The organism is Azohydromonas sp. (assembly GCF_035325925.1).
Classification (GTDB): Bacteria; Pseudomonadota; Gammaproteobacteria; order Burkholderiales; family Burkholderiaceae_C; genus Calidifontimicrobium.
This window is the reverse complement of record NZ_DAOKZA010000017.1, coordinates 23,333-48,240: the sequence shown is the minus strand read 5'-3', so window position 1 is coordinate 48,240 and position 24,908 is coordinate 23,333. Positions and strand designations below refer to the sequence as shown.

Here is a 24,908-nt window from a genome sequence, read left to right as displayed (position 1 = left end):
GACGGGGGGTGCGACGGTTCGTCATTGCGGCAGTCTAGGTTCGGTGTCAGTACACGGGCAGTACACTTCGTGGCACGCATCGCTGTTCTGTGCCGATCTTCCCGGCAGTACAAGCGACGGTGCCCGCCCCGGCGAACGATGCACGAACCGAACCCGACCCCGCTGCTGCGCGACGGCGACGCCACGCTCGCCGAGCAGCTCGCGCAGCGCTACGCCGAGCGCATCCGCGCGCGGCTGCTGCCGCCGGGCGCGCGGCTGCCCTCGGTGCGCGAAGGTGCCCGGCGCCACCGCGTCAGCCCGACAACGGTGGTCGCCGCCTACGACCGGCTGCTCGCGCAGGGGTTGGTCGAGGCGCGGCGCCAGCGCGGGTTCTTCGTGCGCGAACGCCGCGACACCACGGCGCGTGCCCCGTCGGGCCCGGCACCGCGGCCGTCGCCGGTGGACGCGACCGCGCTCATCCGCAGCATGTTCCAGCGCGGCCATGGCCGCAGCGATCCGGGCATGGGCACGCTGCCTGCGGACTGGCTCGACGCGCCGCTGCTGCACACGGCGCTGCGCCGCGCGGCGGCCGACGACACGCTGGCGCGCGAGTACGGCGAGCCCGCCGGCGACGAGCGGTTGCGCCGGGCGCTGGCGGCGCGGCTGGCCGACCTCGGCGTGCGCGCCGATCCCGGGCAGATCGTCACCGCCGCCGGCGCGACGCAGGCGCTCGACCTGGTGTCGCGCGCGCTGCTCCAGCCGGGCGACGCGGTGCTCGTCGACGAACCCGGCTGGGCGGTCGAGTTCGCACGCCTGACGCAGCTGGGCATGCGGCTGCTGCCGGTGCCGCGCACGCCGCAGGGCCCCGACCTGGACGTGATGCGCCGGCTGATCGCCGACCACCGCCCGCGGCTGTACGTGACGGTGTCGGTGCTGCACAACCCGACCGGCGGGTCGTTGTCGCTGGCGGTCGCGCACCAGCTGCTCAAGCTCGCCGAGGCGCACGACCTGGTGGTGGTCGAGGACGACACCTACGCCTGGCTCGCGCCGCCACACGCACCGCGGCTGGCCGCCCTCGACGACCTGCAGCGCACCGTGCACATCTCGGGCTTCTCGAAGATCCTCGCGCCGAACTGGCGCGTCGGCTTCGCCGCGCTACCTGCGGCACTGGTCGAACGCGTGATCGACCTGAAGCTGCTGACCACGCTGGCCACGCCGACGCTGCCCGAGCGCGCGGTGGCGCTGTGCCTGGAGCGCGGCTGGCTGCGCCGCCACGCCGAACGCGTGGTCGTGCAGCTCGACGCGGCGCGCTCGCGCACGGTCGCGCTGGCGCAGGCCGCAGGTTGCCGCTTCGCCGCGCCGCCCCAGGGGCTGTTCGGCTGGGTCGACGTCGGCGCCGACACGCAGGCGATGGCGCAGGCGATGCTCGACCACGGCTGGCTGACCGCGCCGGGCACGCTGTTCCACGCGGCCCCGCGGGCGAGCTCGCTGATGCGCGTGAACTTCGCCACCAGCCAGGACCCGAAGTTCTGGCGCGCGGTCGCCGGGTGGCGTGCCGCGCGCACCGTCTGACGGACGGCGCCCCGCGGGGTGGCCGGCACCGCGGCGAGCTGGCGTACGATGCGCGCCCAGGGAAGGCCACCGCGTCGTGGCCGCGGGAGCATCGTTTGGACTTCGAATCGACCCTGCCGCTGGGTCGGCCCGATCTGGTGCGCGTCAGCGCGTTCCAGCGCTACCTCGACGAGGTCGCGGTGGCCGGCGAAGCCGCCCCCGCGTCGAGCCCGCTGTCGACGCTGAGTCCGTCGCTGTGGCAGGACCTGCGGCGATTCGAGGAGGCCGGCCGCGGTGCCGAACTGCTCGAGGTGGTCGCCGCCGCGCTTCGCCACGGGCACGCGCTGACGATCCACCTGCAAGCCGACGCGCGCGTGCTGCCGCTGACGCCGTACCCGCGCGAGCGCCAGTTCCACTGCCCGCTGCCGCTGGCCGAGCTGCTCGCGCTGCGCCTGGGCGCGCTGCAGGTGATGCACGTCGAGCCGGCGGCGCTGGGCGCGCGCGGCGACCGCAGCCACCCGCTGGCCGGCCGGCGCGAGCACTTCCACCCGCTGCTGCCGCTGACCTGGGCGCTGGCGCTGCGCGGCGCGCGCGAGGCCTTGCTGCCCGAGATCGCCGGCCCGCTGGCCTACCGCGTCGCACCCGGGCTGGACCTGCGCGGCCTCGAACTGCCGGCGGTCGTGCAGGTGGCGGTGCGCCGGCTGCAGGCCGAGACCGTCAACCTGCGCCGCCTCGCCGACTTCCCCGGCTTCGACCGCGGCCGCGCGATGCGGCTGCTCAACGCGCTGTACCTGCAGGGCGGGCTGATCGTCAGCCGCAGCCACCCGGCGGCCAGCGGTGTCGGCTGGTTCGGCGCGGCCTGACCGGCCGCGGGCCGGCGGTCAGGCCGCGGCCGGGGTGCGGATCAGGTGGTCGAACGCCGACAGCGCCGCCTTCGCCCCGTCGCCGGCGGCGATGACGATCTGCTTGTACGGCACCGTCGTCGCGTCGCCGGCGGCGAACACCCCCGGCGCGCTGGTGGCGCCGCGTGCGTCGACGATGATCTCGCCGTAGCGGCTGAGCTCGACCGTGCCCTTGAGCCACTCGGTGTTGGGCACCAGGCCGATCTGCACGAACACGCCGGCAAGGTCCACACGGTGCTCGGCGCCGCTGGCGCGGTCCTTGTAGACCAGGCCGTCGACCTTCTGTCCGTCGCCGGTGATCTCGGTGGTCTGCGCGTTGACGTGGATCGTCACGTTGGGCAGGCTTTTCAGCTTGTCCACCAGCACCGCGTCGGCCTTGAGCTGGTCGGCGAATTCGATCAGCGTGACGTGCTCGACGACGCCGGCGAGGTCGATCGCCGCCTCGACGCCCGAGTTGCCGCCGCCGATCACCGCGACCTTCTTGCCCTTGAACAGCGGCCCGTCGCAGTGCGGGCAGTACGCGACCCCCTTGGTCTTGTACTGCTCCTCGCCCGGCACGCCGATGTTCCTCCAGCGTGCGCCGGTGGCCAGGACGACGGTGCGGCCCTTGAGCTCGGCGCCGTTGGCCAGCGTCACGGTCGCGAGTCCGCCCGGCCGGGCGGCCGGCTCGAGCGCCGCCACGCGCTGGCCGTTGATCACGTCGACTTCGTAGGTGCGCACGTGCGCCTCGAGCGCGGCGGCGAACTTCGGCCCCTCGGTATACGGCACGGAGACGAAGTTCTCGATGCCCAGCGTGTCGAGCGTCTGGCCGCCGAAGCGCTCGGCGACGACGCCGGTGCGGATGCCCTTGCGCGCGGCGTACACCGCCGCGGCGGCGCCGGCCGGCCCGCCGCCGACGATCAGCACGTCGAACGGCGCCTTCGCGCCGAGCTTGGCGGCGTCGCGCGCCGCCGCGCCGGTGTCGACCTTGGCCAGGACCTCGGCGAGCTCCATGCGGCCCGACGCGAACGGCTGCCCATTGAGGAACACACTGGGCACGGCCATGATCTGGCGCTGCTCGACCTCGTCCTGGAACAGCCCGCCGTCGATCGCGACGTGGCGGATGCGCGGGTTGAGCACCGCCATCAGGTTCAGCGCCTGCACGACGTCGGGGCAGTTGTGGCAGGTCAGGCTCATCCAGGTCTCGAACACCAGTTCGCCTTCGGGGCGCAGCGCCTGGATCTGCTCGATCACCTCGGCGTCGACCTTCGGCGGGTGGCCGCCGGCCTGCAGCAGCGCGAGCACCAGCGACGTGAACTCGTGGCCCATCGGCACCGCGGCGAAGCGCACGCCCATGTCGGCGCCGGCGCGCGTGATCTGGAACGAGGGCCGGCGCGTGTCGCTACCGTCGAAGCGGGCGCTCACCTTGTCGCTGAGGCCGGCGATGACTTCGAGCAGCTCGCGCATCTGTGCCGATTCGGCGCGACCGTCGAGCGACGCGACGAGCTCCACCGGCTGCGTGATGCGACCGAGGTAGGCGGCGAGCTGGGCCTTGAGGTTGGCGTCGAGCATGGCGATCTCCTGAAAGTGACGGGCGGGTGGGTCCCGGCCCGGTCGCGAAAGCCCGGCCGGGCTCTCGCGACTGGGCCCGGAGGTTCAGTCGAGCAGGGGCAGCGAACGCGCCGCGGGTCGGGCGGCCGCCGGGGATCCGGGGCTGCCGGTCCGCTGGCGGGCCTTGCAGGCCGCGCCGGGTCTCACGGCCAGGTGCTCCTCGCCTGGCACGGAAGGTCCACTGGACCTTCCGTGCCCGGGCTCGGCCCCTCGAGAGAAGGCGCGACGGGCGCAGCCGGTGGGGCCGATCAGATCTTGCCCACCAGGTCCAGCGACGGGGTCAGCGTCGCCGCACCTTCGTTCCACTTGGCCGGGCAGACCTGGCCGGGGTTCTTCGCGACGTACTGCGCGGCCTTGAGCTTGCGCAGCGTCTCCTTGACGTCACGCGCGATCGCGTTGTCGTGCACCTCGGCGGTCTTGACCACGCCGTCGGGGTTGACGATGAAGGTGCCGCGCAGCGCCAGGCCCTCTTCCTCGATGTGCACGCCGAACATGCGCGTGAGCGTGTGCGTCGGGTCGCCGACCAGCGGGAAGCGCGCCTTGCCCACGGCCGGGCTGGTCTCGTGCCACACCTTGTGCGAGAAGTGCGTGTCGGTGGTCACGATGTAGACCTCGGCGCCCAGGTCCTTGAACTGGGCGTAGTTGTCGGCCGCATCCTCGACCTCGGTCGGGCAGTTGAAGGTGAACGCCGCCGGCATGAAGATCAGCACCGACCACTTGCCCTTCAGCGACTCGTTCGTCAGGTCGACGAACTTGCCGTTGTGGAACGCGGTGGTCTTGAACGGCTGGACTTGGGTGTTGATGATGGACATCGCGGACTCCTGTCGATAGAAAGGGTTGATGGAAACTGAAGAATCGACAGAAAGGATTTTAGGTGCGATGCAGCATCTACGGGATTGATTGCGGAAATACCGTCGATAGCGAAAGGTAAACGAACGCTGTGGCATTCGACACAGCGAACGTCAAATGTAAGTGCACACTCATGACCAATGCGTTGTCGGTGAACGACCTGCATGGCCCGGGCGCTCGGGCATCGTGACGTTCAGCGCGACCCGAGCGCCTCCCAGCGCTCCAGCGCCGCCATCAACTCGTCCTCGATCTGCGCGTAACGCGCCTGCAGCGCAGCCACGGTCTGCGGCTCGCGCGTGTACAGGTCGGCGCTGGCCAGGCGCTCGGTCAGCGCCTTCTGTTCGGCCTCGAGCGCCTCGATGCGCGCGGGCAGCTCGTCGAGTTCGCGCCGCTCCTTGAAGCCGAGCTTGCGCGCGGGTTTCGCCGCCGGCGTGGCCCTTGCCGCGGCCGGGGGGGTCGCGGCCGCCGGCGGCGGCACGGCGACCGCGGCACGGCGTTCGCGCTGCAGCTTCCAGTCCTCGTAGCCGCCTTCGTACTCGCGCCAGCGCGCGTCGCCTTCGTACGCGATCGTGCTGGTGACGACGTTGTCGAGGAAGCGCCGGTCGTGGCTGACGAGGAACACCGTGCCGCGGTAGTCCTGCAGCAGCTGTTCGAGCAGCTCGAGCGTGTCGATGTCGAGGTCGTTGGTCGGCTCGTCGAGCACCAGCACGTTGGCCGGCAGCGCGAACAGGCGTGCGAGCAGCAGGCGGTTGCGCTCGCCCCCCGACAGCGTGCGCACCGGCGAGTTCGCGCGCTCGGGCGCGAACAGGAAGTCGCCGAGGTAGCTCATCACGTGCTTGCGACCGCCGGCGGTGTCGATCCACTCGCTGCCGGGGCTGATCGTGTCGGCCAGCGTCGCGTCCAGGTCCAGCGCACTGCGCAGCTGGTCGAAGTAGGCCACCTGCAGCTTCGTGCCCAGGCGCACGGTGCCCGCGGTCGGCTGCAGGTCGCCGAGGATCAGCTTGAGCAGCGTCGTCTTGCCGGCGCCGTTCGGGCCGATCAGGCCGACCTTGTCGCCGCGCAGGATCGTCGCGCTGAAGCGCTCGACGACGGCGTGGTCGCCGAACCTCATCGTCACGTCGCGCAGCTCGGCGACGATGCGCCCGCTGCGCGCGCCGGCGTCGACCTCGAGCCGCACCTGGCCCAGCGCCTCGCGCCGCGCCGCGCGTTGCGCGCGCAGCGCCTGCAGCCGCTGCACCCGGGCGACGCTGCGCGTGCGTCGCGCCTCGACGCCCTGGCGGATCCACACCTCCTCCTGCGCGAGCAGCTTGTCGGCGCGCGCATTCGCCAGCGCCTCGGCGGCGAGCTCGTGCTCCTTCGCGCGCTCGTAGGCGGCGAAGTTGCCCGGGTAGCTGCGGATCTGCCCGCGGTCGAGCTCGAGGATGCGCGTGCACACCGCGTCGAGGAACGCGCGGTCGTGCGTGACGACGATGACGCTGCCCGCGAAGTCGCGCAGCAGCGCCTCGAGCCAGGCGATCGCGTCGAGGTCGAGGTGGTTCGTCGGCTCGTCGAGCAGCAGCACGTCGGGCAGCGCCACCAGCGCCTGCGCCAGCGCGACGCGCTTGCGCAGCCCGCCCGAGAGCTCGCCGAGGCGCCGCGCACCGTCGAGGCCCAGCCGCTGCAGCGTGGTGTGCACGCGCGTCTCCCAGTTCCACGCGCCGAGCGCCTCGATGCGCGTCTGCAGCGCGTCGAGGTCGACCCCCGGCGCATGCGCCTCGTACTGCGCGCGCAGTGCACGCGCATCGGCGACGCCGTCGGCCACGGCGTCGAACACGGTCACGGCCTCGTCGAACACCGGCTCCTGCGGCACGTAGCGGATGCGCAGCCCCTGCGTGAGCTGCAGCAGCCCGTCGTCGGGCTTCTCCAGCCCGGCGACGACCTTCAGCAACGACGACTTGCCTGCGCCGTTGCGCCCGATCAGCCCGAGCCGCTCGCCGGCGTCGAGCGAGAAGCCCGCACCGTCGAGCAGCGGCACATGGCCGTAGGCGAGGTGGGCGTTGGCGAGCGACAGGACGGCCATCGGTGCGTGCGGCGTGCGGACGCGGCACTGTACCCGTCGCCGGAGGGGCGTCGCCTGCCGACCACGCCGGCTGCCGCTGCGCTTGACGCACTGCAACACCGGCGTGCTACATTCGCCACCGCATGTCGCGCTTCACGTTCTTCTTTGCGTACTTTTGGTTCTCGCGGCGCCCCGGCGCAGGAGAGGACAGCGCGTAGACGAACGAGCCGACCGAATCCTGAAGACCGCCGGGTGAACCCCGGCGGTTTTTTTTCGCCCTCCCCGCCTCTCCGATACCCACCTTCGCACCCCGCAGGAGCCGAGATGACCGCCAAAGCCGCCCACGCCGCCGAGACCCGGCAAGCGCCGCCGCCGGACCGCACCAGCCAGACCGACGACGAGCGCATCAAGGACATCATCCCGTTGCCGCCGCCGGAGCACCTGATCCGCTTCTTCCCGATCCGCGGCACCCCGATGGAGTCGCTGGTGGTCGACACGCGCCGGCGCATCCGCCAGATCCTGCACGGCAAGGACGACCGGCTGCTGGTGGTGATCGGCCCGTGCTCGATCCACGACCCCGCCGCGGCGATGGACTACGCGCGCCGGCTCAAGCCGCTGCGCGACCGCCATGCCGACACGCTCGAGGTGGTGATGCGCGTGTACTTCGAGAAACCGCGCACCACCGTGGGCTGGAAAGGGCTGATCAACGACCCGTACCTCGACGAGAGCTTCCGCATCGACGAGGGGCTGCGCATCGCGCGCCAGTTGCTGCTCGACATCAACCGCCTCGGGCTGCCGGCGGGCAGCGAGTTCCTCGACGTGATCAGCCCGCAGTACATCGGCGACCTGATCAGCTGGGGGGCGATCGGCGCGCGCACCACCGAGAGCCAGGTGCACCGCGAGCTGGCCAGCGGGCTGTCGGCGCCGATCGGCTTCAAGAACGGCACCGACGGCAACATCAAGATCGCCACCGACGCGATCCAGGCCGCGATGCGCGCGCACCACTTCCTGTCGGTGCACAAGAACGGCCAGGTGGCGATCGTGCAGACCAAGGGCAACAAGGACTGCCACGTGATCCTGCGCGGCGGCAAGACGCCGAACCACGACGCCGAGCATGTCGCCGCGGCGTGCCGCGAGATCGAGGCCGCCAAGCTGCCGTGCCGGCTGATGGTCGACTGCAGCCACGCGAACAGCGCCAAGCAGCACCGCCGGCAGGTCGACGTGGCGCGCGACATCGCGCAGCAGGTGGCCGGCGGCAGCCAGTGCATCTTCGGCGCGATGGTCGAGAGCCACCTGCACGAGGGCAGCCAGAAGTTCACCGCCGGCAAGGACGACCCGGCGCAACTCGAGTACGGCAGGAGCATCACCGACGCCTGCCTGGGCTGGGAGCAGTCGGTCGAGGTGCTCGAGGTGCTGGCCGGCGCGGTGAAGGCACGCCGCGGCTGACGCCGCGCTACGATCCACCCCTGCCGATCCGACGTCCACGGAGTCCCCGATGCGCAGCCGCGTGCTCGTCCGCTTTTCCGAACGCGAGGAGTTCGACGTCGCCCTCGACGGCGCCGAGCCGATGGCGCCGCAGGCCGCGCGCGCCTGGCTCGACGAGCAGTTCGAACGCAACGGCTGCACGCTGCAGCAGGCCAGCGGCAAGGTGCTCAGCGCCGACAAGCTGCTTGCCGTCGCCGCGGCGGTCGGGCCGCGCGGCTTCGCCGACGCGGCGTACGCGCGCGACTACGCGCGTGCCGCAGCCGGCGCGCTCGACCGCGCGACGATCGTCGTCGACGTCCCGGCGATGACCACCGGGTACTGAGGTCCCCCGGGGGACCGGCCGAGCCGGATCCGCAGCGGCCTGCGGACGCGCGCGCAGTCGTGCGTCTGCGGACGGGGATCGTCGGGATCAAGCCGGCCGCCAGCGGTCCGGCGGCGACTCGGGATCGGTCCCGGCAACCAGTGCGGCCACCGCCTCGCCGAGGGCCAGCGACGCGGTCAGCCCCGGCGACTCGATGCCGAACAGCTGCACGACGCCGCCGCAGCCGTGCTGCGCCGGGCCGTCGATGCGGAAGTCGGCCGCCGGCTGGCCGGGGCCCGCGATCTTCGGCCGGAAGCCGCTGTACGCCGGCACCAGCGCGGCGTCGGGCAACGCCGGCCAGTAGCGCCGCACGGCGGCGGCGAAGGCGGCGGCGCGCGACGCGTCGACGCGGTAGTCGAGCGTGAGGTCGTCGACGCTGCCGTCGACATCCAGCCACTCGACGTCGGGGCCGAATCGCGCCTGGCCGCCGAGGTCCAGCGTCAGGTGCACGCCGAGCCCGCCGTCGGCGGGCAGCGGGTAGATCAGGCGCGTGAACGGGGTGCGCACCGTCGACGCGAAGTAGTGCCCCTTGGCCAGACGGCGCGGCGGGATCGCCGCGGCGGGGAAACCCTCGATCGCCGCTGCCACCGCCTGCGCCCCGAGGCCACCGGCGTTGACGAGCCAGCGCGCGTCGAACACCGCTTCCTCGCCGGTCCCGTCGGCGGCGGCGACGCGCACGCGCCAGTGCGCGTCGGCGCGTCGCGCCGCGACGAAGCGGCTGCGCAACGCCAGCATCGCGCCGGCCGCTTCGGCGTCGCCGAGCAGCGACAGCATCAGCGCATGGCTGTCGACGATGCCGCTCGACGGCGACCACAGCGCGGCACGGCACGCCAGCGCCGGCTCGAGCCGCCGCGCGGCGTCGCCGTCGAGCAGCCGCAGGTCGTCGACCCCTGCTGACCGCGACTGCGCCTGCAGGGCCGGCAGCTTGCCGCACTCGGACTCGTCGTGCGCGACGACCAGCTTGCCGCAGCGGCGGTGCGCGATGCCGCGTTCGACGCAGTAGGCGTAGAGCATCTGCCTGCCCCGCACGCACAGCCGCGCCTTCCAGCTGCCGGGCGGGTGGTACAGCCCCGCGTGGATGACCTCGCTGCTGCGCGACGACACGCCGGTGCCGATGCCGGCTTCGCGCTCGACGATCCACACCGCCAGGCCGCCGCGCGCCAGGGCGCGCGCCACCGCCAGGCCGACGAGGCCGGCGCCGACGACCAGCGCATCGACCCCCTCCATCGTGACGACCGAGCCGCGGGCGGCTCAGCCGCCGGAGCGCGCCAGCTTCTCGCTGTGCCAGTAGACGTCGTCGCCGCCGAGCCCGTCGAGGTTGGCGCGGTTGAGCACGCGCGCGAGCACGAACAGCAGATCGCTGAGCCGGTTGAGGTACTGGCGCGGCGCGTCGTTGACCGGCTCGTGCGCCGACAGCGCAACGACGCCGCGCTCGGCGCGCCGCGCCACCGTGCGCGCGACGTGCGCCAGCGCCGCGCTGCGCGTGCCGCCGGGCAGGATGAATTCCTTGAGCCGCGGCAGCTGCGCGTTGTGCTGCGCCAGCGCCTCGTCGAGCTGCGCGACGGCCTCGGGCTTGAGCAGCGCGTAGCCGGGGATCGACAGTTCGCCGCCGAGGTTGAACAGCTCGTGCTGCACCGCAACCAGCAGCTCGCGCACGTCGGCGGGCAGCGGCTCGCACAGCAGCACGCCGATCGACGAATTGAGCTCGTCGACCTCGCCCATCGCCTGCACGCGCAGCGCGTCCTTGCGCGTGCGCGTGCCGTCGCCCAAGCCGGTGCTGCCGTCGTCGCCGGTTCGCGTCGCGATCTGCGTCAGTCGGTTGGCCATGCGGCGATGCTAGCAGCGCACCGCGGCGCCGGCGTGACGCCTGCCTAGAATGGGCCGACGACCCGCGCAACCCGCGCGGACACGCCAGGAGTGCTGCGATGGATGCCCCGGCCCACGACGTGCTGCGGTCCGCCAGGCGCCGGCCGCCGCCGGCGCCGATGCTCGACGCGCTGCGCGCGCGCTTCGGCGACCGCTGCTCGACCGCCGCCGCGGTGCGCGAGCAGCATGGCCGCGACGAGAGTCCGTTTCCGGTGACGCCGCCCGACGTGGTGGTGTTCTGCGAGTCGACCGACGAGGCGGCCTTCGTCGTCGCGCAGGCGGCCGCGCACGGCGTGCCGGTGATCCCGTTCGGCGTCGGCTCGTCGCTCGAAGGGCACCTGCTCGCGGTGCAGGGCGGGGTCAGCATCGACCTGTCGCGCATGAACCGCATCGTGCGCCTGAACCCCGAGGACCTGACGGTGACGGTCGAGGCCGGCGTCTCGCGCGAGCAGCTCAACCGCGAGATCCGCGACACCGGTCTGTTCTTTCCCATCGACCCCGGCGCCAACGCGACGATCGGCGGCATGGCCGCCACGCGCGCCAGCGGCACGAACGCGGTGCGCTACGGCACGATGCGCGAGAACGTGCTGGCGCTCACGGTGGTCACCGCGTCGGGCGAGGTGATCCGCACCGGCACGCGGGCGAAGAAGTCGAGTGCCGGCTACGACCTCACGCGCCTGTTCGTCGGCAGCGAGGGCACGCTGGGCGTGATGACCGAGGTGACGCTGAGGCTGTACCCCCTGCCCGAGGCGGTGAGCGCGGCGGTCTGCCACTTCCCCGGCATCGCCGAGGCGGTCGACGCGACGATCCAGGTGATCCAGATGGGTGTGCCGATCGCGCGCTGCGAGTTGCTCGACGCGAACTCGGTGCGCGCCGTCAACCGCCACGACCGCCTGAACCTGCGCGAGCAGCCGATGCTGCTGATGGAGTTCCACGGCAGCGAGGCCGGCGTGAAGGAGCAGGCCGAGATCGTGCAGGCGATCGCCCGCGAGCACGGCGGCGAGGAATTCCAGTGGGCCACCACCCCTGAGGAGCGCACGCGGCTGTGGACCGCGCGCCACCACGCCTACTTCGCCGCGCTGCAGACCCGGCCCGGGTGCCGCTGCGTGACCACCGACACCTGCGTTCCGATCTCGCGCCTGGCCGAGAGCATCAACGACAGCCGTCGCGAAGCCGACGAGGCCGGGCTGCCGTACTTCATCGTCGGCCACGTCGGCGACGGCAACTTCCACCTCGGTTACCTGATCGACCCCGACCGCCCCGAGCAGCGCGCCACCGCCGAGCGCCTGAGCCTGCAGATGGTGCAGCGCGCGCTGCGGCTGGAGGGCACCTGCAGCGGCGAGCACGGCGTGGGGCTGCACAAGATGGGCTTCCTCGTCGACGAGGCAGGCGCTGGCGCGGTCGAGATGATGCGCCAGGTCAAGCGCGCGCTCGACCCGAAGAACATCATGAATCCGGGGAAGATCTTTGCCCTGTGACCCGCACCTGCCGCGGCGCCATCGTGACGCCGCGGTGGTACCGTCGGGCCCGGCGTGTCAGCGAAGGGGAAGCCGCGAGTGGATGCCAAGACGACGCAGGGTGCACCGTTCGACGCGCGATCGCGCATGACGCGTCGCATGCTGGCGCGCTTGTGGTCGGACCCGCGCAGCCGCAAGGTGCGGCGCCGCCTGCAGGCGGCGGCCGGTGCCTTCGTCTGGCACGCGGTGGCGCGCCGCGGCATGGTCGGCGCGGTGGCGCCGTCGTCGACGCGGCTGGCGCGCGCAATGGCGGTGGCCGCCGAGGGGGCCGGGCGTGTCGTCGAGCTCGGCGCGGGCACCGGCGCGGTGACCGCCGCGCTGCTCGAACGGCACGCCGCCGCGACGCTCACCGCGGTCGAGATCGACCCGCACTGGGCCGCCGCGCTGTCGCGGCGCTTCCCCGGTGTCGACGTGCACTGCGCCCCGGCCGACGAGGTGCTGCAACAGCTGGCGGCGACCGACGAGGCGGTGGTGCTGGTGTCGTCGCTGCCGTTCCGGTCGCTGCCGCCGTACTGGCACGCGCGCACGCGCGCGGCGATCGAACGGTTCCTGCTCGCCGACCCGCGCCGACGCCTGGTCCAATACACCTACCAGCCGCGCGCGCCGTTCGAGCCCGAGGCCTCGGCGCCGCTGGTGTGGCGGTGCCGGCGCACGATCTGGCACAACCTGCCGCCGGCGTGGGTCTGGGAGCTGTGCCGCGCCGACGCCGCCGGGCGTTGAACCGCAGCGCCCCCGCCGCGCCGCGGCGCGCTCAGGCCGCCGGCGTCACCGACCAGCGCTTGGTCACGTCACCGCGGCCGTCGACGCTCTCGAGCAGCACCGGGAAGCCCCACAACCGCGCGACGTGCCTGAGCACCTCGTGCGCGCTCTCGGCCAGCGGACGGTCGTTGTGCTGCTGGTGGCGTAGCGTCAGCGCGCGGTCGCCGCGCAGGTTGACGTTCCACACCTGGATGTTCGGCTCGCGCGAGCCGAGGTCGTACTGGCGCGACAGCATCTCGCGCACGCGGCGGTAGCCCGTCTCGTCGTGGATCGCGCTGACCTCGAGCTCGGGCTCGTCCTCGTCGTCGGTGATCGCGAACAGGCGGAAGTCGCGCATCAGCTTGGGGCTGAGGTACTGGCCGACGAAGCTCTCGTCCTTGAAGTTGCGCATCGCGTGGTCGAGCGTCGGCAGCCAGGGCTTGCCGGCGACGTCGGGGAACCAGTGGCGGTCCTCGTCGGTGGGCGCCTCGCAGATGCGCTTGAGGTCGGTGTACATCGCAAAGCCCAGCGCATACGGGTTCAGACCCGAGTACGCGCGGTGACCCACGGGCGGCTGGTAGATCACGTTGGTGTGCGACTTGAGCCACTCGATCATCACGCCGTCGGTCAGGAAGCCGTCGTCGTACATCGTGTTCAGCAGCCTGTAGTGCCAGAACGTGGCCCACCCCTCGTTCATGACCTGCGTCTGGCGCTGCGGATAGAAGTACTGCGAGATCTTGCGCACGATGCGCACGATCTCGCGCTGCCAGGGTTCGAGCAGTGGCGCGTTCTTCTCGATGAAGTACAGCAGGTTCTCCTGCGGTTCCTCGGGGAAGCGCCGCGTCTCGGGCGCGCCGTCGTCCTTCTCGCTGCGCCGCGGCAGCGTGCGCCACAGGTCGTTGACCTGCTGCTGCGCGTAGGCCTCGCGGTCCTTGCGCTCGGCGAGCTCCTGCGCCAGCGTCTTGCGCTGCGGGCGACGGTAGCGGTCGACGCCGTGGTTGGCCAGTGCGTGGCACGAGTCGAGGAACTCCTCGACGGCGTCGAGCCCGTGGCGCTCCTCGCACTCCGTGACGTAGTTCTTCGCGTAGACCAGGTAATCGATGATCGCCGACGCGTCGGTCCACATGCGGAACAGGTAGTTGCCCTTGAAGAAGCTGTTGTGCCCGTAGGCGGCGTGCGCGATCACCAGCGCCTGCATCGCCATCGTGTTCTCCTCCATCAGGTAGGCGATGCAGGGATTCGAGTTGATGACGATCTCGTAGGCCAGCCCCATGTGGCCACGGCGGTACTGCTTCTCGGTGGCGATGAACTCCTTGCCGTAGCTCCAGTGCCTGTAGTTGACCGGCATGCCCACGCTGGCATAGGCGTCCATCATCTGCTCGGCGGTGATGATCTCGAGCTGGTTCGGGTAGGTGTCCAGCCCGAAGCGCTCGGCGGTGCGACGGATGACGTCGTGGTAGCGCTCGATCAGCTCGAAGGACCAGTCGCTGGGGCCGGGCAGCGGCTCGTCGGGCCGCGCCGGCGCCGGCAGCGGGGCATCGAGCGACAGGCGGGGCGCGTACTTCATGCCGCGGCGGCTCCTTCCTTCTTGAACAGGTCGCGGAAGACCGGGTAGATCTGCGACGCCTCGGTGGCCTTGCGCATCGCGAAGTGAGGGTGCGTGCCGAGCAGCTGGGTGTACTCCTCCCACAGGTTCTGCTCTTCCTCGGCGACCTGCACGTAGGCGTAGTAACGGGTGCGCGGCAGGATCTTCTGCGCCAGCAGCTCGCGGCAGCGGCCGCTGTCGTGGTGCCAGTTGTCGCCGTCGCTGGCCTGCGCCCCGTAGATGTTCCACTCGCTCGGGCTGTAGCGCGCGCGGATGATCTCCTCCATCAGCACGAGCGCCGACGACACCACGGTGCCCCCGGTCTCGGTGGCGTGGAAGAAGTTCTGCTCGTCGACTTCCTGCGCCTGCGTGTGGTGGCGGATGAAGACGATGTCGATGCGCTCGTAGTGCTTGGTCAGGAACAGGTACAGCAGGATGAAGAAGCGCTTGGCCAGGTCCTTGCGCGCCTCGTCCATCGACCCCGAGACGTCCATCAGGCAGAACATCACCGCCTTCGAGGTCGGCACCGGCACGCGCACGCGGTTGCGGAAACGCAGGTCGATCGGGTCGAGGTAGGGAATGCGCGCCAGGCGGCTGCGCAGCGCCTCGACCTCGGCCTTCAGCGCGGCGATCTCGTCGTCGCGGCCGTCGGGGAAGCGCTGCAGCTCGGCGAGCCGCTCTTCCATCTCGCGCAACTCGCGCCGGCCGCCCGAGCCGATCGCGATGCGCCGGCCGATCGCGCCGCGCATCGAGCGCACCACGTGCAGGTTGTTCGGCGTGCCGTCGCTGGTGAAGCCGGCGCGGTGGTACTTCCACTCCGGCGTCTCGGCGAGCTGCGTGCGCACCAGGTGCGGCAGCGCCAGGTCCTCGAAGAAGACCTGCATGAACTCTTCCTTGCTCAGCGTGAAGACGAAGTCGTCCTCGCCCTCGCCCGAGTCGCTGGCCTGCCCCTTGCCGCTGCCGCCGCCCCCGCCGCCCTTCGGGCGCTCGATGCGGTCGCCCTTCAGGTACTCCTTGTTGCCGGGGTGCACGGTCTCGCGCACGCCGCCCTGGCCGTGGTGGAACACCGGTTCGGAGAGGTCCTTCTTCGGGATCGAGATGTCCTCGGCGCGCTCCATGTCGCGGATGCCGCGCCCGTCGACCGCGCGCTTGACCGCCTCGCGGATCTTGTCCTTGTAGCGGCGCAGGAAGCGTTCGCGGTTGCCGATCGACTTGTTCTTGCCCGCCAGCCGCCGGTCGATGATTGATTGAAGCGCCATGGGTTGCAGTCCTGCGATCTAGCCGAGCCGCCGCCGCGGAACCGGCTTCGCCGGGCCGCTGGCGGCGCCCCCCTGGGGGGGAGGCGGCCGAAGGCCCCTTCGGGGGGGGTTCATGAACTCTTCCTCACACGCAGGTACCACTCGCACAGCAGGCGCACCTGCTTGGGCGTGTAGCCCTTGGCGACCATGCGGGTCACGAAGTCCTCGTGCTTCTTGGCCTCGTCGGCGCTGGCCTTGGCGTTGAAGCTGATCACCGGCAGCAGCTCCTCGGTGTTCGAGAACATCTTCTTCTCGATCACGGTGCGCAGCTTCTCGTAGCTGGTCCAGTTCGGGTTCTTGCCCTGGTTGCTGGCGCGCGCGCGCAGCACGAAGTTGACGATCTCGTTGCGGAAGTCCTTCGGGTTGGCGATGCCGGCGGGCTTCTCGATCTTCTCGAGCTCGGCGTTCAGCGCCGCGCGGTCGAACACCTCGCCGGTGTCGGTGTCGCGGTACTCGTGGTCCTGGATCCAGTAGTCGGCGTAGGTCACGTAGCGGTCGAAGATGTTCTGCCCGTATTCGGAGTAGCTCTCGAGGTAGGCGGTCTGGATCTCCTTGCCGATGAACTCGGCGTAGCGCGGCGCGAGCTGCTCCTTGATGAATCCGATGTACTTCTGCTCGAGCTCGGGCGGGAACTGCTCGCGCTCGATCTGCTGCTCGAGCACGTACATCAGGTGCACCGGGTTGGCCGCGACTTCCTGGCTGTCGAAGTTGAACACCTTCGACAGGATCTTGAACGCGAAACGCGTCGACACGCCGCTCATGCCTTCATCGACGCCGGCGTAGTCGCGGTACTCCTGGATGCTCTTCGCGCGCGGGTCGGTGTCCTTGAGGTTGTCGCCGTCGTAGACCAGCATCTTGCTGAAGATCGAGCTGTTCTCGGGCTCCTTCAGCCGCGTGAGCACCGAGAACTGCGCCATCATCTTCAGCGTGCCCGGCGCGCAGGTGGCGTCGGCCAGCGACGAGTGGCGGATCAGCTTGTCGTAGATCTTCACCTCTTCCGACACACGCAGGCAGTACGGCACCTTGACGATGTAGATGCGGTCGAGGAAGGCCTCGTTGTTCTTGTTGTTGCGGAACGCCTTCCACTCGCTTTCGTTGCTGTGCGCGAGGATCACGCCGTCGAAGGGGATCGCGCCGAACCCCTCGGTGCCCTTGAAGTTGCCCTCCTGCGTGGCGGTCAGCAGCGGGTGCAGCACTTTGATCGGCGCCTTGAACATCTCGACGAACTCGAGCAGGCCTTGGTTGGCTAGGCACAGCCCGCCCGAGTAGCTGTAGGCGTCGGGGTCGTCCTGCGCGTAGGTCTCGAGCTTGCGGATGTCGACCTTGCCGACCAGCGAGCTGATGTCCTGGTTGTTCTCGTCGCCCGGCTCGGTCTTGCTGATCGCGATCTGCTTGAGGATCGACGGGTGCCGCTTGACGACGCGGAACCTGCGGATGTCGCCGCCGAACTCCTCGAGCCGCTTGACCGCCCACGGCGACAGGATGCGGTTCAGGTAGCGCGGCGGGATGCCGTACTCCTTGTCCAGGATCGGCCCGTCCTCGACCGGGTCGAACAGGCCCAGCGGCGACTCGTTCACCGGCGACCCCTTGATCGCGTAGAACGGCACCTGCTCCATCAGCTGCTTCAGGCGCTCGGCGATCGAGCTCTTGCCGCCACCCACCGGCCCGAGCAGGTAGAGGATCTGCTTCTTCTCCTCCAGCCCCTGCGCCGCGTGGCGGAAGTAGGACACGACCTGCTCGATCGAGTCCTCCATGCCGTAGAACTCGGCGAAGGCCGGGTAGATCTTGATGATCTTGTTGGCGAAGATGCGAGACAGGCGCGGGTCGTTGCGCGTGTCGACCATCTGCGGCTCGCCGATCGCCTGCAGCATGCGCTCGGCGGCGGTGGCGTAGGCCAGCGGGTTGCGCTTGCACTCGGCGAGGTAGTCCTCGAGCGAGAGTTCTTCCTCGCGCAAGCGTTCGTATCGATCCTTGAGCCGGCTGATCACGTCCATGCGGACCTCCTGATTCGGAAGACACACGGGCGATCCCCGGCCCCGCGTGTCTGGGAAGTTCTGATGAAGTCCCGGCTGTACGGGCCCAGGCGCCATCAGAGCTTTCCGGCCTTCAGCGTGTGCGGTCCAGCGTGCGCTCGTCTCCAGCTTCGTCGATCGGCCGTCGCCGCATCGGGCGAGCAACGTGCACTTTGTGCGCCTGTTCCTGCCCGACTCCCAGCAAGGACCATGCCCTGCCGGCCCCACCGCCGTCAAGTCGGGGCCGCCCTGAAGCCTCAACGCGGCGCCCCGGCGTTGGGCTGACAGCACCAGCACGGCCACTTCGCCCTGATCGGGGCGATTCGCGCACCGACTTGGCGCACCGCGCTCGCGAAATAGTGGGCACAAACCCTAGCTATCTCGTCATGCGATAGCTTGGCGCGGCATTAATGAATTTCACATGGGCGGGGGTGACAGCTAACGTCGCGCAGCGGTGGCGATGTGCGCCGACCGACGACGATCGACCGTTGCGAGCGTCCGCGACGACAACCTTGGAGGCATCCATGAATCGACCTTGTGCAATCCGCTGGCTGGCCCTGACCGCTGCCGTGGCGCTGGCCACCCCGGCGCTGGCACAGAAAGGCGCGCTGCAGAAGCTCGGCAAGGGCGAGGGCCGCGTCGACATCGTCGCCTGGCCCGGCTACATCGAGCGCGGCGCGACCGACAAGAACTTCGACTGGGTCACCGACTTCGAGAAGAAGACCGGCTGCAAGGTCAACGTGAAGACCGCCGGCACGTCGGACGAGATGGTCGCGCTGATGAACGAGGGCGGCTTCGACCTCGTCACGGCGTCGGGCGACGCGAGTACGCGGCTGATCCGCGGCAAGAAGGTGCAGCCGATCAACGTCGGCCTGATCCCGAGCTACAAGCACATCGACCCGCGGCTGCAGAAGGCCCCCTGGCACTACGAGGGCAACACGCACTACGGCGTGCCGTACCAGTGGGGCTGGAACGTGCTGATGTACAACACCAACGTCTTCAAGGACAAGCCGCCGACCAGCTGGGGCGTGGTCTTCGAGGAGCAGACGCTGCCCGACGGCAAGAGCAACAAGGGGCGCGTGCAGGCCTTCGACGGGCCGATCTACATCGCCGACGCGGCGCTGTACCTGATGAAGAAGCGCCCCGAGCTCGGCATCAAGGACCCGTACGAACTGACCGAGGACCAGTACAAGGCGGCCCTCGAGCTGCTGCGCGGCCAGCGCAAACTCGTGGGCAAGTACTGGCACGACGCCTTCGTGCAGATCGACGACTTCACCAACGAGGGCGTCGTGGCGTCGAGCAGCTGGCAGTTCATGGCCAACATCCTGAAGTCGAAGAATCGCCCGGTGGCCACCGTGGTGCCGGTCGAGGGCGCCACCGGCTGGGCCGACAGCACGATGATGCACGTCGACGCGAAGAACCCGAACTGCGCCTACCTGTGGCTCGAGCACTCGCTGAACCCGAAGCTGCAGGGCGACCTGGCGGCCTGGTTCGGCTCGGTGCCCGCGGTGCCGGCGGCGTGCAAGGGCAACAAGCTGCTCGGTGACGACGGCTGCTCGAGGCAGGGCTACGACGCGTTCGACAAGATCAGCTTCTGGCGCACCCCGGTGAGTCAGTGCAAGTCGCACAGCGCCGGCTGCGTGCCCTACCACCGCTGGGTCACCGACTACATCGCCATCCTCGGCGGCAGGTGACGGCCCACCCCCGCAGCGGCTGACGCCGCCCCCCCTCGTGGGGGTGACGCCAGCGGACCGGCCCGGCCGGTTCCGCGGCGTCGGCGTGCACACCACATCCCGACGGCATCCCCATGACCACCGCTGTCACGCTCGAGCGCGTGTCGTGCGTCTTCGGCCACGGCGCGGCGGCCGTGCGCGCCGTCGACGGTGTCGACCTGACGATCGAGGCCGGCGAGTTCTTCACGCTGCTCGGGCCATCGGGCTCGGGCAAGACCACGTGCCTGCGCATGATCGGCGGCTTCACGCTGCCGACCGCGGGGCGCATCCTGATCGGCGGCGAGGACGTCACGCAGCGCCCACCGTACGCGCGGCCGGTGAACACCGTGTTCCAGGACTATGCGCTGTTCCCGCATATGAACATCCGCGACAACGTCGCGTACTCGTTGATGGTGCGCAAGGTGCCGAAGGCCGAGCGTGAGCGGCGCGCCGAAGAGCTGCTCGCGCTGGTCGAGCTCGCCGGCGTCGGCGACCGGCGCCCCGGTCAGCTGTCCGGCGGGCAGCGCCAGCGCGTGGCGCTGGCGCGCGCGCTGATCAACCAGCCGCAGGTGCTGCTGCTCGACGAACCGCTGGGCGCGCTCGACCTGAAGCTGCGCGAACAGATGCAAAGCGAGCTCAAGGCGTTGCAGCGCCGGCTGGGCATCACGTTCCTGTTCATCACGCACGACCAGCACGAGGCGCTGTCGATGAGCGACCGCATCGGCGTGTTCCATGCCGGCCGCCTCGAGCAGGTCGGCACGCCGCAACAGGTCTACGACGCGCCGGCGACGCGCTTCGTCGCGCAGTTCGTCGGTGCGGCCAACGTGCTCGACGGTGACGCCGCGCAGCGTCTGACGGGGCACGCGGCGGCGATGCTGCGCCCGGAACGCATCCGCGTCGGCGACGCCGCCGGTGCACGCGCGGGTGGCACCGTCACCGAGGTCCAGTACTTCGGCGCCTTCACCCGCTTGCGCGTCGCACTCGACGGCTGCACGCTGCAGGCCGACCTTCCCGAGGCGCCCGGACGGCGTGCGCCCGAGGCCGGCGCCACCGTGCACCTGCACTGGGACGCGCACGCGGTGCATCCGCTGCAGGGCTCGCGCGCGTGAACATGGGCGCGGCGATCGCGTCGACGCCGCCGGCCGGCGCGCGCCGCCGTCTGTCGGACCTGCTGTACTCGCGCCGCGGGCTGCTGCTGCTCGCGTTGCTGGCCCCGCCGCTGCTGTGGTTCGGCGTGATCTACCTGGGCAGCCTGTTCGCGCTGCTGGCCAACGCGTTTTTCGGTCTCGACGACTTCACCGGGCAGGTGGTGCGCGAGTTCACGCTGAAGAACTTCGTCGAGCTCGCCAGCCCCGCGAACCTCGACGTGATGCGTCGCACCGTGGCGATGGCCGTCGCCGTCACGCTCGCCTGCGTCGCGCTCGGCTTCCCGCTGGCGTACCTGATGGCGCGCCACGCGACCGGCCCGTGGAAGGCGGCGTGTTACATCCTGGTGATGCTGCCGCTGTGGTCGAGCTACCTCGTGCGGCTGTACGCGTGGAAGCTGCTGCTGGCAAAGGAAGGCGCGATCAGCTGGGTCGCCGAGGCGACCGGCACGACCTGGGTCATCGACGCGTTGCTCTCACTGCCGGCCATCGGCGGACCGAGCCTGAGCTTCTCGACGCTGGGCACCTTCGTCGTCTTCGTCTACATGTGGCTGCCCTTCATGGTGCTGCCGATCATGGCCTCGGTCGAGCGCATCCCGGCGTCGCTGATCGAGGCGTCGGGCGACCTCGGCGCGCCGCCGTCGACGACGTTCTGGAAGGTCATCGCGCCGCTGTCGATGCCGGGCGTCGCGGCGGGATCGATCTTCACGTTCTCGCTGACGCTGGGCGACTACATCATCCCGCAGGTCATCGGCGACAGCACGCTGTACATCGGCCAGGTCGTCTATCGCCAGCAGGGTGTGGCCGGGAACATCCCGTTCGCGGCGGCGTTTTCGCTGGTGCCGATCTTCGTCATCGGCGTCTACCTCTGGGTCGCGAAGCGGCTGGGAGCCTTCGATGCGCTCTAGGCACCCCCCCGTGGCGCCTGCGGCGCTTCCCCCCCAGGGGGGCGCCGCCGGCGGACCGGCGCAGCCGCATCCGCGGCGGCCGCTTGACTGCGTCGGAGCTTCGCGATGAGGGGCGACAAGGCGCCCTGGGGCCTGAAGATCGCCGCGGGGGCGGTGCTCGCGTTCCTGCACGTGCCGCTGGCGCTGATCGTGCTGTACGCGTTCAGCGCCGAGGACAAGAGCTACGTGTTCCCGCCGCCGGCGCTGACGACGCAGTGGTTTGCGGTGGCCTGGCAGCGCGAGGACGTGTGGGCGGCCATCACGCTGTCGATGCAGGTCGCCGCGGTGTCGACGCTGGTCGCGCTGGTGCTGGGGTCCCTCGCCGCGGGGGCGCTCGCGCGCACGCGCTTCTTCGGCCGCGACGCGATCTCGCTGCTGTTCATCCTGCCGATCGCGCTGCCCGGCATCATCACCGGCATCGCGCTGCGCAGCGCCTACCACACGCTCGAGATCCCGTTCAGCTTCTGGACCATCGTGATCGGTCACGCGACGTTCTGCGTGGTGGTCGTGTTCAACAACGCGGTGGCGCGGCTGCGGCGGCTGAACCCGAACCTGATCGAGGCATCGATGGACCTCGGCGCCGACGCGTTCCAGACGCTGCGTTACGTGATCGCGCCGCAGCTCGGTTCGGCGTTGCTCGCCGGCGGGCTGCTCGCGTTCGCACTGAGCTTCGACGAGGTCATCGTGACCACCTTCACCGCCGGCCAGCAGACCACGCTGCCGATCTGGATGCTGCAGGAGCTGATCCGCCCGCGCCAGCGCCCGGTGACCAACGTGGTGGCCGTGGTGATCATCGCGCTGACGTTCATCCCCATCGTCGCCGCCTACACGCTGACCCGTTCCGACGAGCCGTCCCACCGCTAGGAGAGCACCATGCCCGCCGTTGCCCTGCCCACCGACCTGTTCATCGACGGCGCCTTCGTCGCCGGCGAAGGCGAAGCCGAGAAGGTGCTCAACCCCTCGACCGGCGAGGTGCTGGTCGCCGTGCCCGAAGCGTCGACCGAGCAGGTGCACAAGGCGGTGTCGGCTGCGCACCGCGCGTTCGACGCCTGGAGCGAGACGACGCCGATGGAGCGTTCGCGGCTGCTGCTCAGGCTCGCCGACGCGATCGAGGCGCGCGCCGAGGAGTTCGCGCGGCTCGAGAGCCTGAACTGCGGCAAGCCTTACGCGCGCGCGCTCGGCGACGAGATCCCGGCCATCGCCGACTGCCTGCGCTACTTCGCCGGCGCCGCGCGCTGCGTCAGCGGCACGGTGGCCAACGAGTACCTGGCCGGCCACACCAGCATGATCCGGCGCGATCCGGTCGGCGTCGTCGGCTCGATCGCGCCGTGGAACTACCCGCTGATGATGGCGGCGTGGAAGACGGCACCGGCACTGGCCGCCGGCAACACGGTGGTCATCAAGCCGAGCGAGCAGACGCCGCTGACGACGCTGCTGCTCGCGCAGGTCGCCGCCGAGATCCTCCCGAAGGGCGTGCTCAACGTGATCGCCGGCCGCGGCGCGACGGTGGGCCAGCCGCTGGTCGAGCACCCGAAGGTCGCGATGGTCAGCCTGACCGGTGACGTCGCCACCGGCCGCAAGATCCTGCAGGCCGCCAGCGGCACGCTCAAGCGCACGCACCTCGAACTCGGCGGCAAGGCGCCGGTGATCGTGTTCGACGACGCCGACCTCGACGCCGTCGTCGAGGGCCTGCGCACGTTCGGCTACTACAACGCCGGCCAGGACTGCACCGCCGCGTGCCGTGTCTACGCCGGAGCGAAGATCCACGACAGACTGGTGGCCGACCTGTCGAGCGCGGTCAAGGGCATCCGCATGGGCCTGCAGGACGACGCCGACGCCGAGATCGGCCCGCTGATCAGCGATCGCCAGCGCAACCGCGTCGCCAGCTTCGTCGAGCGCGCGATGATGGCCGGTCACATGGAGGTGACGACCGGCGGAAAGGTGCGCGCCGGCGCCGGCTTCTTCTACGAGCCCACGGTGATCGCCGGCGCGAGGCAGGACGACGAGATCGTCAAGCGCGAGGTGTTCGGGCCGGTGGTCAGCGTGACGCGCTTCACCGACGCCGAGCAGGCCATCGCCTGGGCCAATGACAGCGATTACGGGCTGGCGTCGTCGGTGTGGACGCAGGACGTGGGCCGCGCGATGCGCGTCGCGAAGAAGTTGCAGTACGGCTGTACCTGGATCAACACGCACTTCATGCTCGTCAACGAGATGCCGCACGGCGGCCTGAAGAGCAGCGGGTACGGCAAGGACATGAGCATGTACGCGCTCGAGGACTACACCGTGGCGCGGCACGTGATGGTCAAGCTGTAGACCCGTTCGCACCCTCGAGGTGGGTGCCGGCGAACGATCTCCGGCGCCCGTTCGGTTGACTCGAGTCGCGGCCCTGGAGGTCACCGCCCTTCGGTGGTGATGTGGGCGCATACTTGCGCCTTCAGCGGCTTTCGCGTGATGAGCATCGCGTCGCCCGGGCCGGCGCCGCCAGCGCAAAGTCTCACCCGACGGGTGAGACTTTGCGCGCCGATCGGGCCGCGCGAGCTCGCAGCCGTTAAGGTGCGGCCATGCGGCCCCTTCCGCTGCCGCACGCCGGCTGCGCCCTGTTCTTCGACTTCGACGGCACCCTCGCCGACCTCGCCCCGACCCCCGACAGCGTGCGCGTGGCCGACGGTTTGCCGGATCTGCTCGCGCGCCTTGCCGCCCCCTTGGCGGGTGCCGTCGCGATCGTCTCCGGCCGCCCGATCGGCGAACTCGATGCCCACCTGCAACCGCTGAGGCTGCCGGCCGCCGGGGTGCACGGCGCCGAGCGTCGTGGCGCCGACGGACAGTGGCGCCGGCTCGCGGTGCCCGACCTCGCGCCGGCCCTCGCGGTGCTGCAGGTGCTGTGCGAACGCCAGCCTGCACTGCGCCTCGAGCGCAAACCCGGCGCGCTCGCTCTGCACTACCGCCAGGCGCCGCAACTCGAGGACGAATGCCTGACGGCGATGGGCGTGGCCATGGGCCGGGTCGAAGGCATGGCGCTGCAGCGCGGCAAGATGGTCGTCGAACTCAAGCCCCGGCACGCCGGCAAGGGACACGCGGTGCGCGCGTTCCTCGGCGAGCGGCCGTTTCGCCACCGGCGCCCCTGGTTCTTCGGCGACGACGTCACCGACGAGTCGGCCTTCGAGGCGGTGCTCGCGCTCGGCGGCGTTGCAGTCAAGGTCGGCGACGGCGACACGCTCGCCCCGCACCGCTTGGCCGACCCGGCGGCGCTGCACGGCTGGCTGCGCGCCGCGGTCGCCGCGCTGGCGCCGTGACCCCCGTGCCGCGCGTCGAACGCGGCCGACCCCGCCCCGC

The 24,908-nt window shown here is 70.7% G+C and carries 20 protein-coding genes; 12 read left to right on the top strand and 8 right to left on the bottom strand.

Annotation, left to right across the window (positions count from 1 at the left end; genetic code table 11):
- Positions 1-138: 138 nt before the first annotated feature.
- Both PKC53_RS08540 and PKC53_RS08535 read left to right on the top strand, forming a co-directional pair.
- A complete protein-coding gene (locus PKC53_RS08540; RefSeq protein WP_324428046.1) occupies positions 139-1,551 on the top strand; it encodes a PLP-dependent aminotransferase family protein in 1,413 nt (470 codons plus the stop codon).
- Positions 1,552-1,646: 95 nt separating this feature from the next.
- The gene (locus PKC53_RS08535; protein ID WP_324428045.1) at positions 1,647-2,393 is read left to right on the top strand and encodes a hypothetical protein; all 747 of its coding nucleotides are present in this window, start codon (positions 1,647-1,649) and stop codon (positions 2,391-2,393) included.
- 18 nt (positions 2,394-2,411) lie between these two features.
- Here PKC53_RS08535 and ahpF read toward each other — a convergent pair whose 3' ends face one another.
- The 3 genes from ahpF to PKC53_RS08520 all read right to left on the bottom strand — a co-directional run bounded on the left by ahpF (position 2,412) and on the right by PKC53_RS08520 (position 6,930).
- Positions 2,412-3,983, bottom strand: a complete 1,572-nt coding sequence (gene ahpF / locus PKC53_RS08530; RefSeq protein ID WP_324428044.1) for an alkyl hydroperoxide reductase subunit F — start codon at positions 3,981-3,983, stop codon at positions 2,412-2,414.
- Positions 3,984-4,270: 287 nt separating this feature from the next.
- Positions 4,271-4,834 carry an alkyl hydroperoxide reductase subunit C gene (gene ahpC, locus PKC53_RS08525; protein WP_324428043.1) on the bottom strand — a complete coding sequence of 188 codons (564 nt, stop codon included), beginning with the start codon at positions 4,832-4,834 and terminating at the stop codon, positions 4,271-4,273.
- A gap of 230 nt (positions 4,835-5,064) precedes the next feature.
- Positions 5,065-6,930: an ATP-binding cassette domain-containing protein gene (locus tag PKC53_RS08520; RefSeq protein ID WP_324428042.1), complete on the bottom strand. Its 1,866-nt coding sequence runs from the start codon at positions 6,928-6,930 to the stop codon at positions 5,065-5,067.
- A gap of 303 nt (positions 6,931-7,233) precedes the next feature.
- On the opposite strand from PKC53_RS08520, the gene PKC53_RS08515 reads away from it, so the two are divergent.
- Both PKC53_RS08515 and PKC53_RS08510 read left to right on the top strand, forming a co-directional pair.
- Positions 7,234-8,355: a 3-deoxy-7-phosphoheptulonate synthase gene (locus PKC53_RS08515; protein ID WP_324428041.1), complete on the top strand. Its 1,122-nt coding sequence runs from the start codon at positions 7,234-7,236 to the stop codon at positions 8,353-8,355.
- 49 nt (positions 8,356-8,404) lie between these two features.
- Complete coding sequence (locus PKC53_RS08510) at positions 8,405-8,716, top strand: hypothetical protein (RefSeq protein WP_324428040.1); 312 nt, start codon at positions 8,405-8,407, stop codon at positions 8,714-8,716.
- Positions 8,717-8,803: 87 nt separating this feature from the next.
- Here PKC53_RS08510 and PKC53_RS08505 read toward each other — a convergent pair whose 3' ends face one another.
- Positions 8,804-9,982 (bottom strand): NAD(P)/FAD-dependent oxidoreductase, encoded by a 1,179-nt coding sequence (locus PKC53_RS08505; protein WP_324428039.1) that lies wholly within the window; start codon positions 9,980-9,982, stop codon positions 8,804-8,806.
- A 24-nt stretch (positions 9,983-10,006) separates the two neighbouring features.
- Positions 10,007-10,582, bottom strand: coding sequence for a cob(I)yrinic acid a,c-diamide adenosyltransferase (locus tag PKC53_RS08500; RefSeq protein WP_324428038.1), 576 nt, complete (start codon positions 10,580-10,582; stop codon positions 10,007-10,009).
- A 98-nt stretch (positions 10,583-10,680) separates the two neighbouring features.
- On the opposite strand from PKC53_RS08500, the gene PKC53_RS08495 reads away from it, so the two are divergent.
- Positions 10,681-12,099, top strand: coding sequence for an FAD-linked oxidase C-terminal domain-containing protein (locus PKC53_RS08495; RefSeq protein ID WP_324428037.1), 1,419 nt, complete (start codon positions 10,681-10,683; stop codon positions 12,097-12,099).
- Positions 12,100-12,225: 126 nt separating this feature from the next.
- On the top strand, positions 12,226-12,858 hold the full coding sequence (locus PKC53_RS08490) for a hypothetical protein (RefSeq protein ID WP_324428036.1): 633 nt from the start codon (positions 12,226-12,228) through the stop codon (positions 12,856-12,858).
- A gap of 31 nt (positions 12,859-12,889) precedes the next feature.
- Here the strand turns inward: PKC53_RS08490 and PKC53_RS08485 are convergent, their stop codons facing one another.
- The 3 genes from PKC53_RS08485 to PKC53_RS08475 form a co-directional block, all read right to left on the bottom strand.
- On the bottom strand, positions 12,890-14,443 hold the full coding sequence (locus PKC53_RS08485; RefSeq protein WP_324428035.1) for a SpoVR family protein: 1,554 nt from the start codon (positions 14,441-14,443) through the stop codon (positions 12,890-12,892).
- Positions 14,440-15,720 carry a YeaH/YhbH family protein gene (locus tag PKC53_RS08480; protein ID WP_324428034.1) on the bottom strand — a complete coding sequence of 427 codons (1,281 nt, stop codon included), beginning with the start codon at positions 15,718-15,720 and terminating at the stop codon, positions 14,440-14,442. The genes PKC53_RS08485 and PKC53_RS08480 overlap by 4 nt, the downstream gene beginning before the upstream one ends.
- Before the next feature lie 110 nt (positions 15,721-15,830).
- On the bottom strand, positions 15,831-17,753 hold the full coding sequence (locus tag PKC53_RS08475; protein WP_324428033.1) for a PrkA family serine protein kinase: 1,923 nt from the start codon (positions 17,751-17,753) through the stop codon (positions 15,831-15,833).
- Positions 17,754-18,295: 542 nt separating this feature from the next.
- Between PKC53_RS08475 and PKC53_RS08470 the strand changes: the two genes are divergently transcribed.
- The 6 genes from PKC53_RS08470 (at position 18,296) to otsB (ending at position 24,868) form a co-directional block, all read left to right on the top strand.
- Positions 18,296-19,465 (top strand): ABC transporter substrate-binding protein, encoded by a 1,170-nt coding sequence (locus PKC53_RS08470; RefSeq protein ID WP_324428032.1) that lies wholly within the window; start codon positions 18,296-18,298, stop codon positions 19,463-19,465.
- A 113-nt stretch (positions 19,466-19,578) separates the two neighbouring features.
- Entirely contained in the window at positions 19,579-20,592 is a 1,014-nt protein-coding gene (locus tag PKC53_RS08465; protein WP_324428031.1) for an ABC transporter ATP-binding protein, read from the top strand.
- Positions 20,593-20,594: 2 nt separating this feature from the next.
- Positions 20,595-21,536, top strand: coding sequence for an ABC transporter permease (locus PKC53_RS08460; RefSeq protein WP_324428073.1), 942 nt, complete (start codon positions 20,595-20,597; stop codon positions 21,534-21,536).
- A 105-nt stretch (positions 21,537-21,641) separates the two neighbouring features.
- Positions 21,642-22,439, top strand: coding sequence for an ABC transporter permease (locus PKC53_RS08455; protein WP_324428030.1), 798 nt, complete (start codon positions 21,642-21,644; stop codon positions 22,437-22,439).
- 36 nt (positions 22,440-22,475) lie between these two features.
- A complete protein-coding gene (locus tag PKC53_RS08450) occupies positions 22,476-23,888 on the top strand; it encodes a gamma-aminobutyraldehyde dehydrogenase (protein ID WP_324428072.1) in 1,413 nt (470 codons plus the stop codon).
- A 248-nt stretch (positions 23,889-24,136) separates the two neighbouring features.
- Positions 24,137-24,868, top strand: coding sequence for a trehalose-phosphatase (gene otsB, locus PKC53_RS08445; RefSeq protein ID WP_324428029.1), 732 nt, complete (start codon positions 24,137-24,139; stop codon positions 24,866-24,868).
- Positions 24,869-24,908: the final 40 nt, after the last annotated feature.

What these genes read in the sequence shown, in the direction of transcription:
- PKC53_RS08520 (WP_324428042.1), bottom strand. Translation starts at nt 6,930, where the DNA reads ATGGCCGTCCTGTCGCTCGCCAACGCCCACCTCGCCTACGGCCATGTG.
- ahpC (WP_324428043.1), bottom strand. Translation starts at nt 4,834, where the DNA reads ATGTCCATCATCAACACCCAAGTCCAGCCGTTCAAGACCACCGCGTTC.
- PKC53_RS08475 (WP_324428033.1), bottom strand. Translation starts at nt 17,753, where the DNA reads ATGGACGTGATCAGCCGGCTCAAGGATCGATACGAACGCTTGCGCGAG.
- PKC53_RS08490 (WP_324428036.1), top strand. Translation starts at nt 12,226, where the DNA reads ATGACGCGTCGCATGCTGGCGCGCTTGTGGTCGGACCCGCGCAGCCGC.
- PKC53_RS08480 (WP_324428034.1), bottom strand. Translation starts at nt 15,720, where the DNA reads ATGGCGCTTCAATCAATCATCGACCGGCGGCTGGCGGGCAAGAACAAG.
- PKC53_RS08540 (WP_324428046.1), top strand. Translation starts at nt 139, where the DNA reads ATGCACGAACCGAACCCGACCCCGCTGCTGCGCGACGGCGACGCCACG.
- ahpF (WP_324428044.1), bottom strand. Translation starts at nt 3,983, where the DNA reads ATGCTCGACGCCAACCTCAAGGCCCAGCTCGCCGCCTACCTCGGTCGC.
- otsB (WP_324428029.1), top strand. Translation starts at nt 24,137, where the DNA reads ATGCGGCCCCTTCCGCTGCCGCACGCCGGCTGCGCCCTGTTCTTCGAC.
- PKC53_RS08500 (WP_324428038.1), bottom strand. Translation starts at nt 10,582, where the DNA reads ATGGCCAACCGACTGACGCAGATCGCGACGCGAACCGGCGACGACGGC.
- PKC53_RS08465 (WP_324428031.1), top strand. Translation starts at nt 19,579, where the DNA reads ATGACCACCGCTGTCACGCTCGAGCGCGTGTCGTGCGTCTTCGGCCAC.
- PKC53_RS08455 (WP_324428030.1), top strand. Translation starts at nt 21,642, where the DNA reads ATGAGGGGCGACAAGGCGCCCTGGGGCCTGAAGATCGCCGCGGGGGCG.
- PKC53_RS08470 (WP_324428032.1), top strand. Translation starts at nt 18,296, where the DNA reads ATGAATCGACCTTGTGCAATCCGCTGGCTGGCCCTGACCGCTGCCGTG.
- PKC53_RS08505 (WP_324428039.1), bottom strand. Translation starts at nt 9,982, where the DNA reads ATGGAGGGGGTCGATGCGCTGGTCGTCGGCGCCGGCCTCGTCGGCCTG.
- PKC53_RS08485 (WP_324428035.1), bottom strand. Translation starts at nt 14,443, where the DNA reads ATGAAGTACGCGCCCCGCCTGTCGCTCGATGCCCCGCTGCCGGCGCCG.
- PKC53_RS08510 (WP_324428040.1), top strand. Translation starts at nt 8,405, where the DNA reads ATGCGCAGCCGCGTGCTCGTCCGCTTTTCCGAACGCGAGGAGTTCGAC.
- PKC53_RS08495 (WP_324428037.1), top strand. Translation starts at nt 10,681, where the DNA reads ATGGATGCCCCGGCCCACGACGTGCTGCGGTCCGCCAGGCGCCGGCCG.
- PKC53_RS08460 (WP_324428073.1), top strand. Translation starts at nt 20,595, where the DNA reads ATGGGCGCGGCGATCGCGTCGACGCCGCCGGCCGGCGCGCGCCGCCGT.
- PKC53_RS08515 (WP_324428041.1), top strand. Translation starts at nt 7,234, where the DNA reads ATGACCGCCAAAGCCGCCCACGCCGCCGAGACCCGGCAAGCGCCGCCG.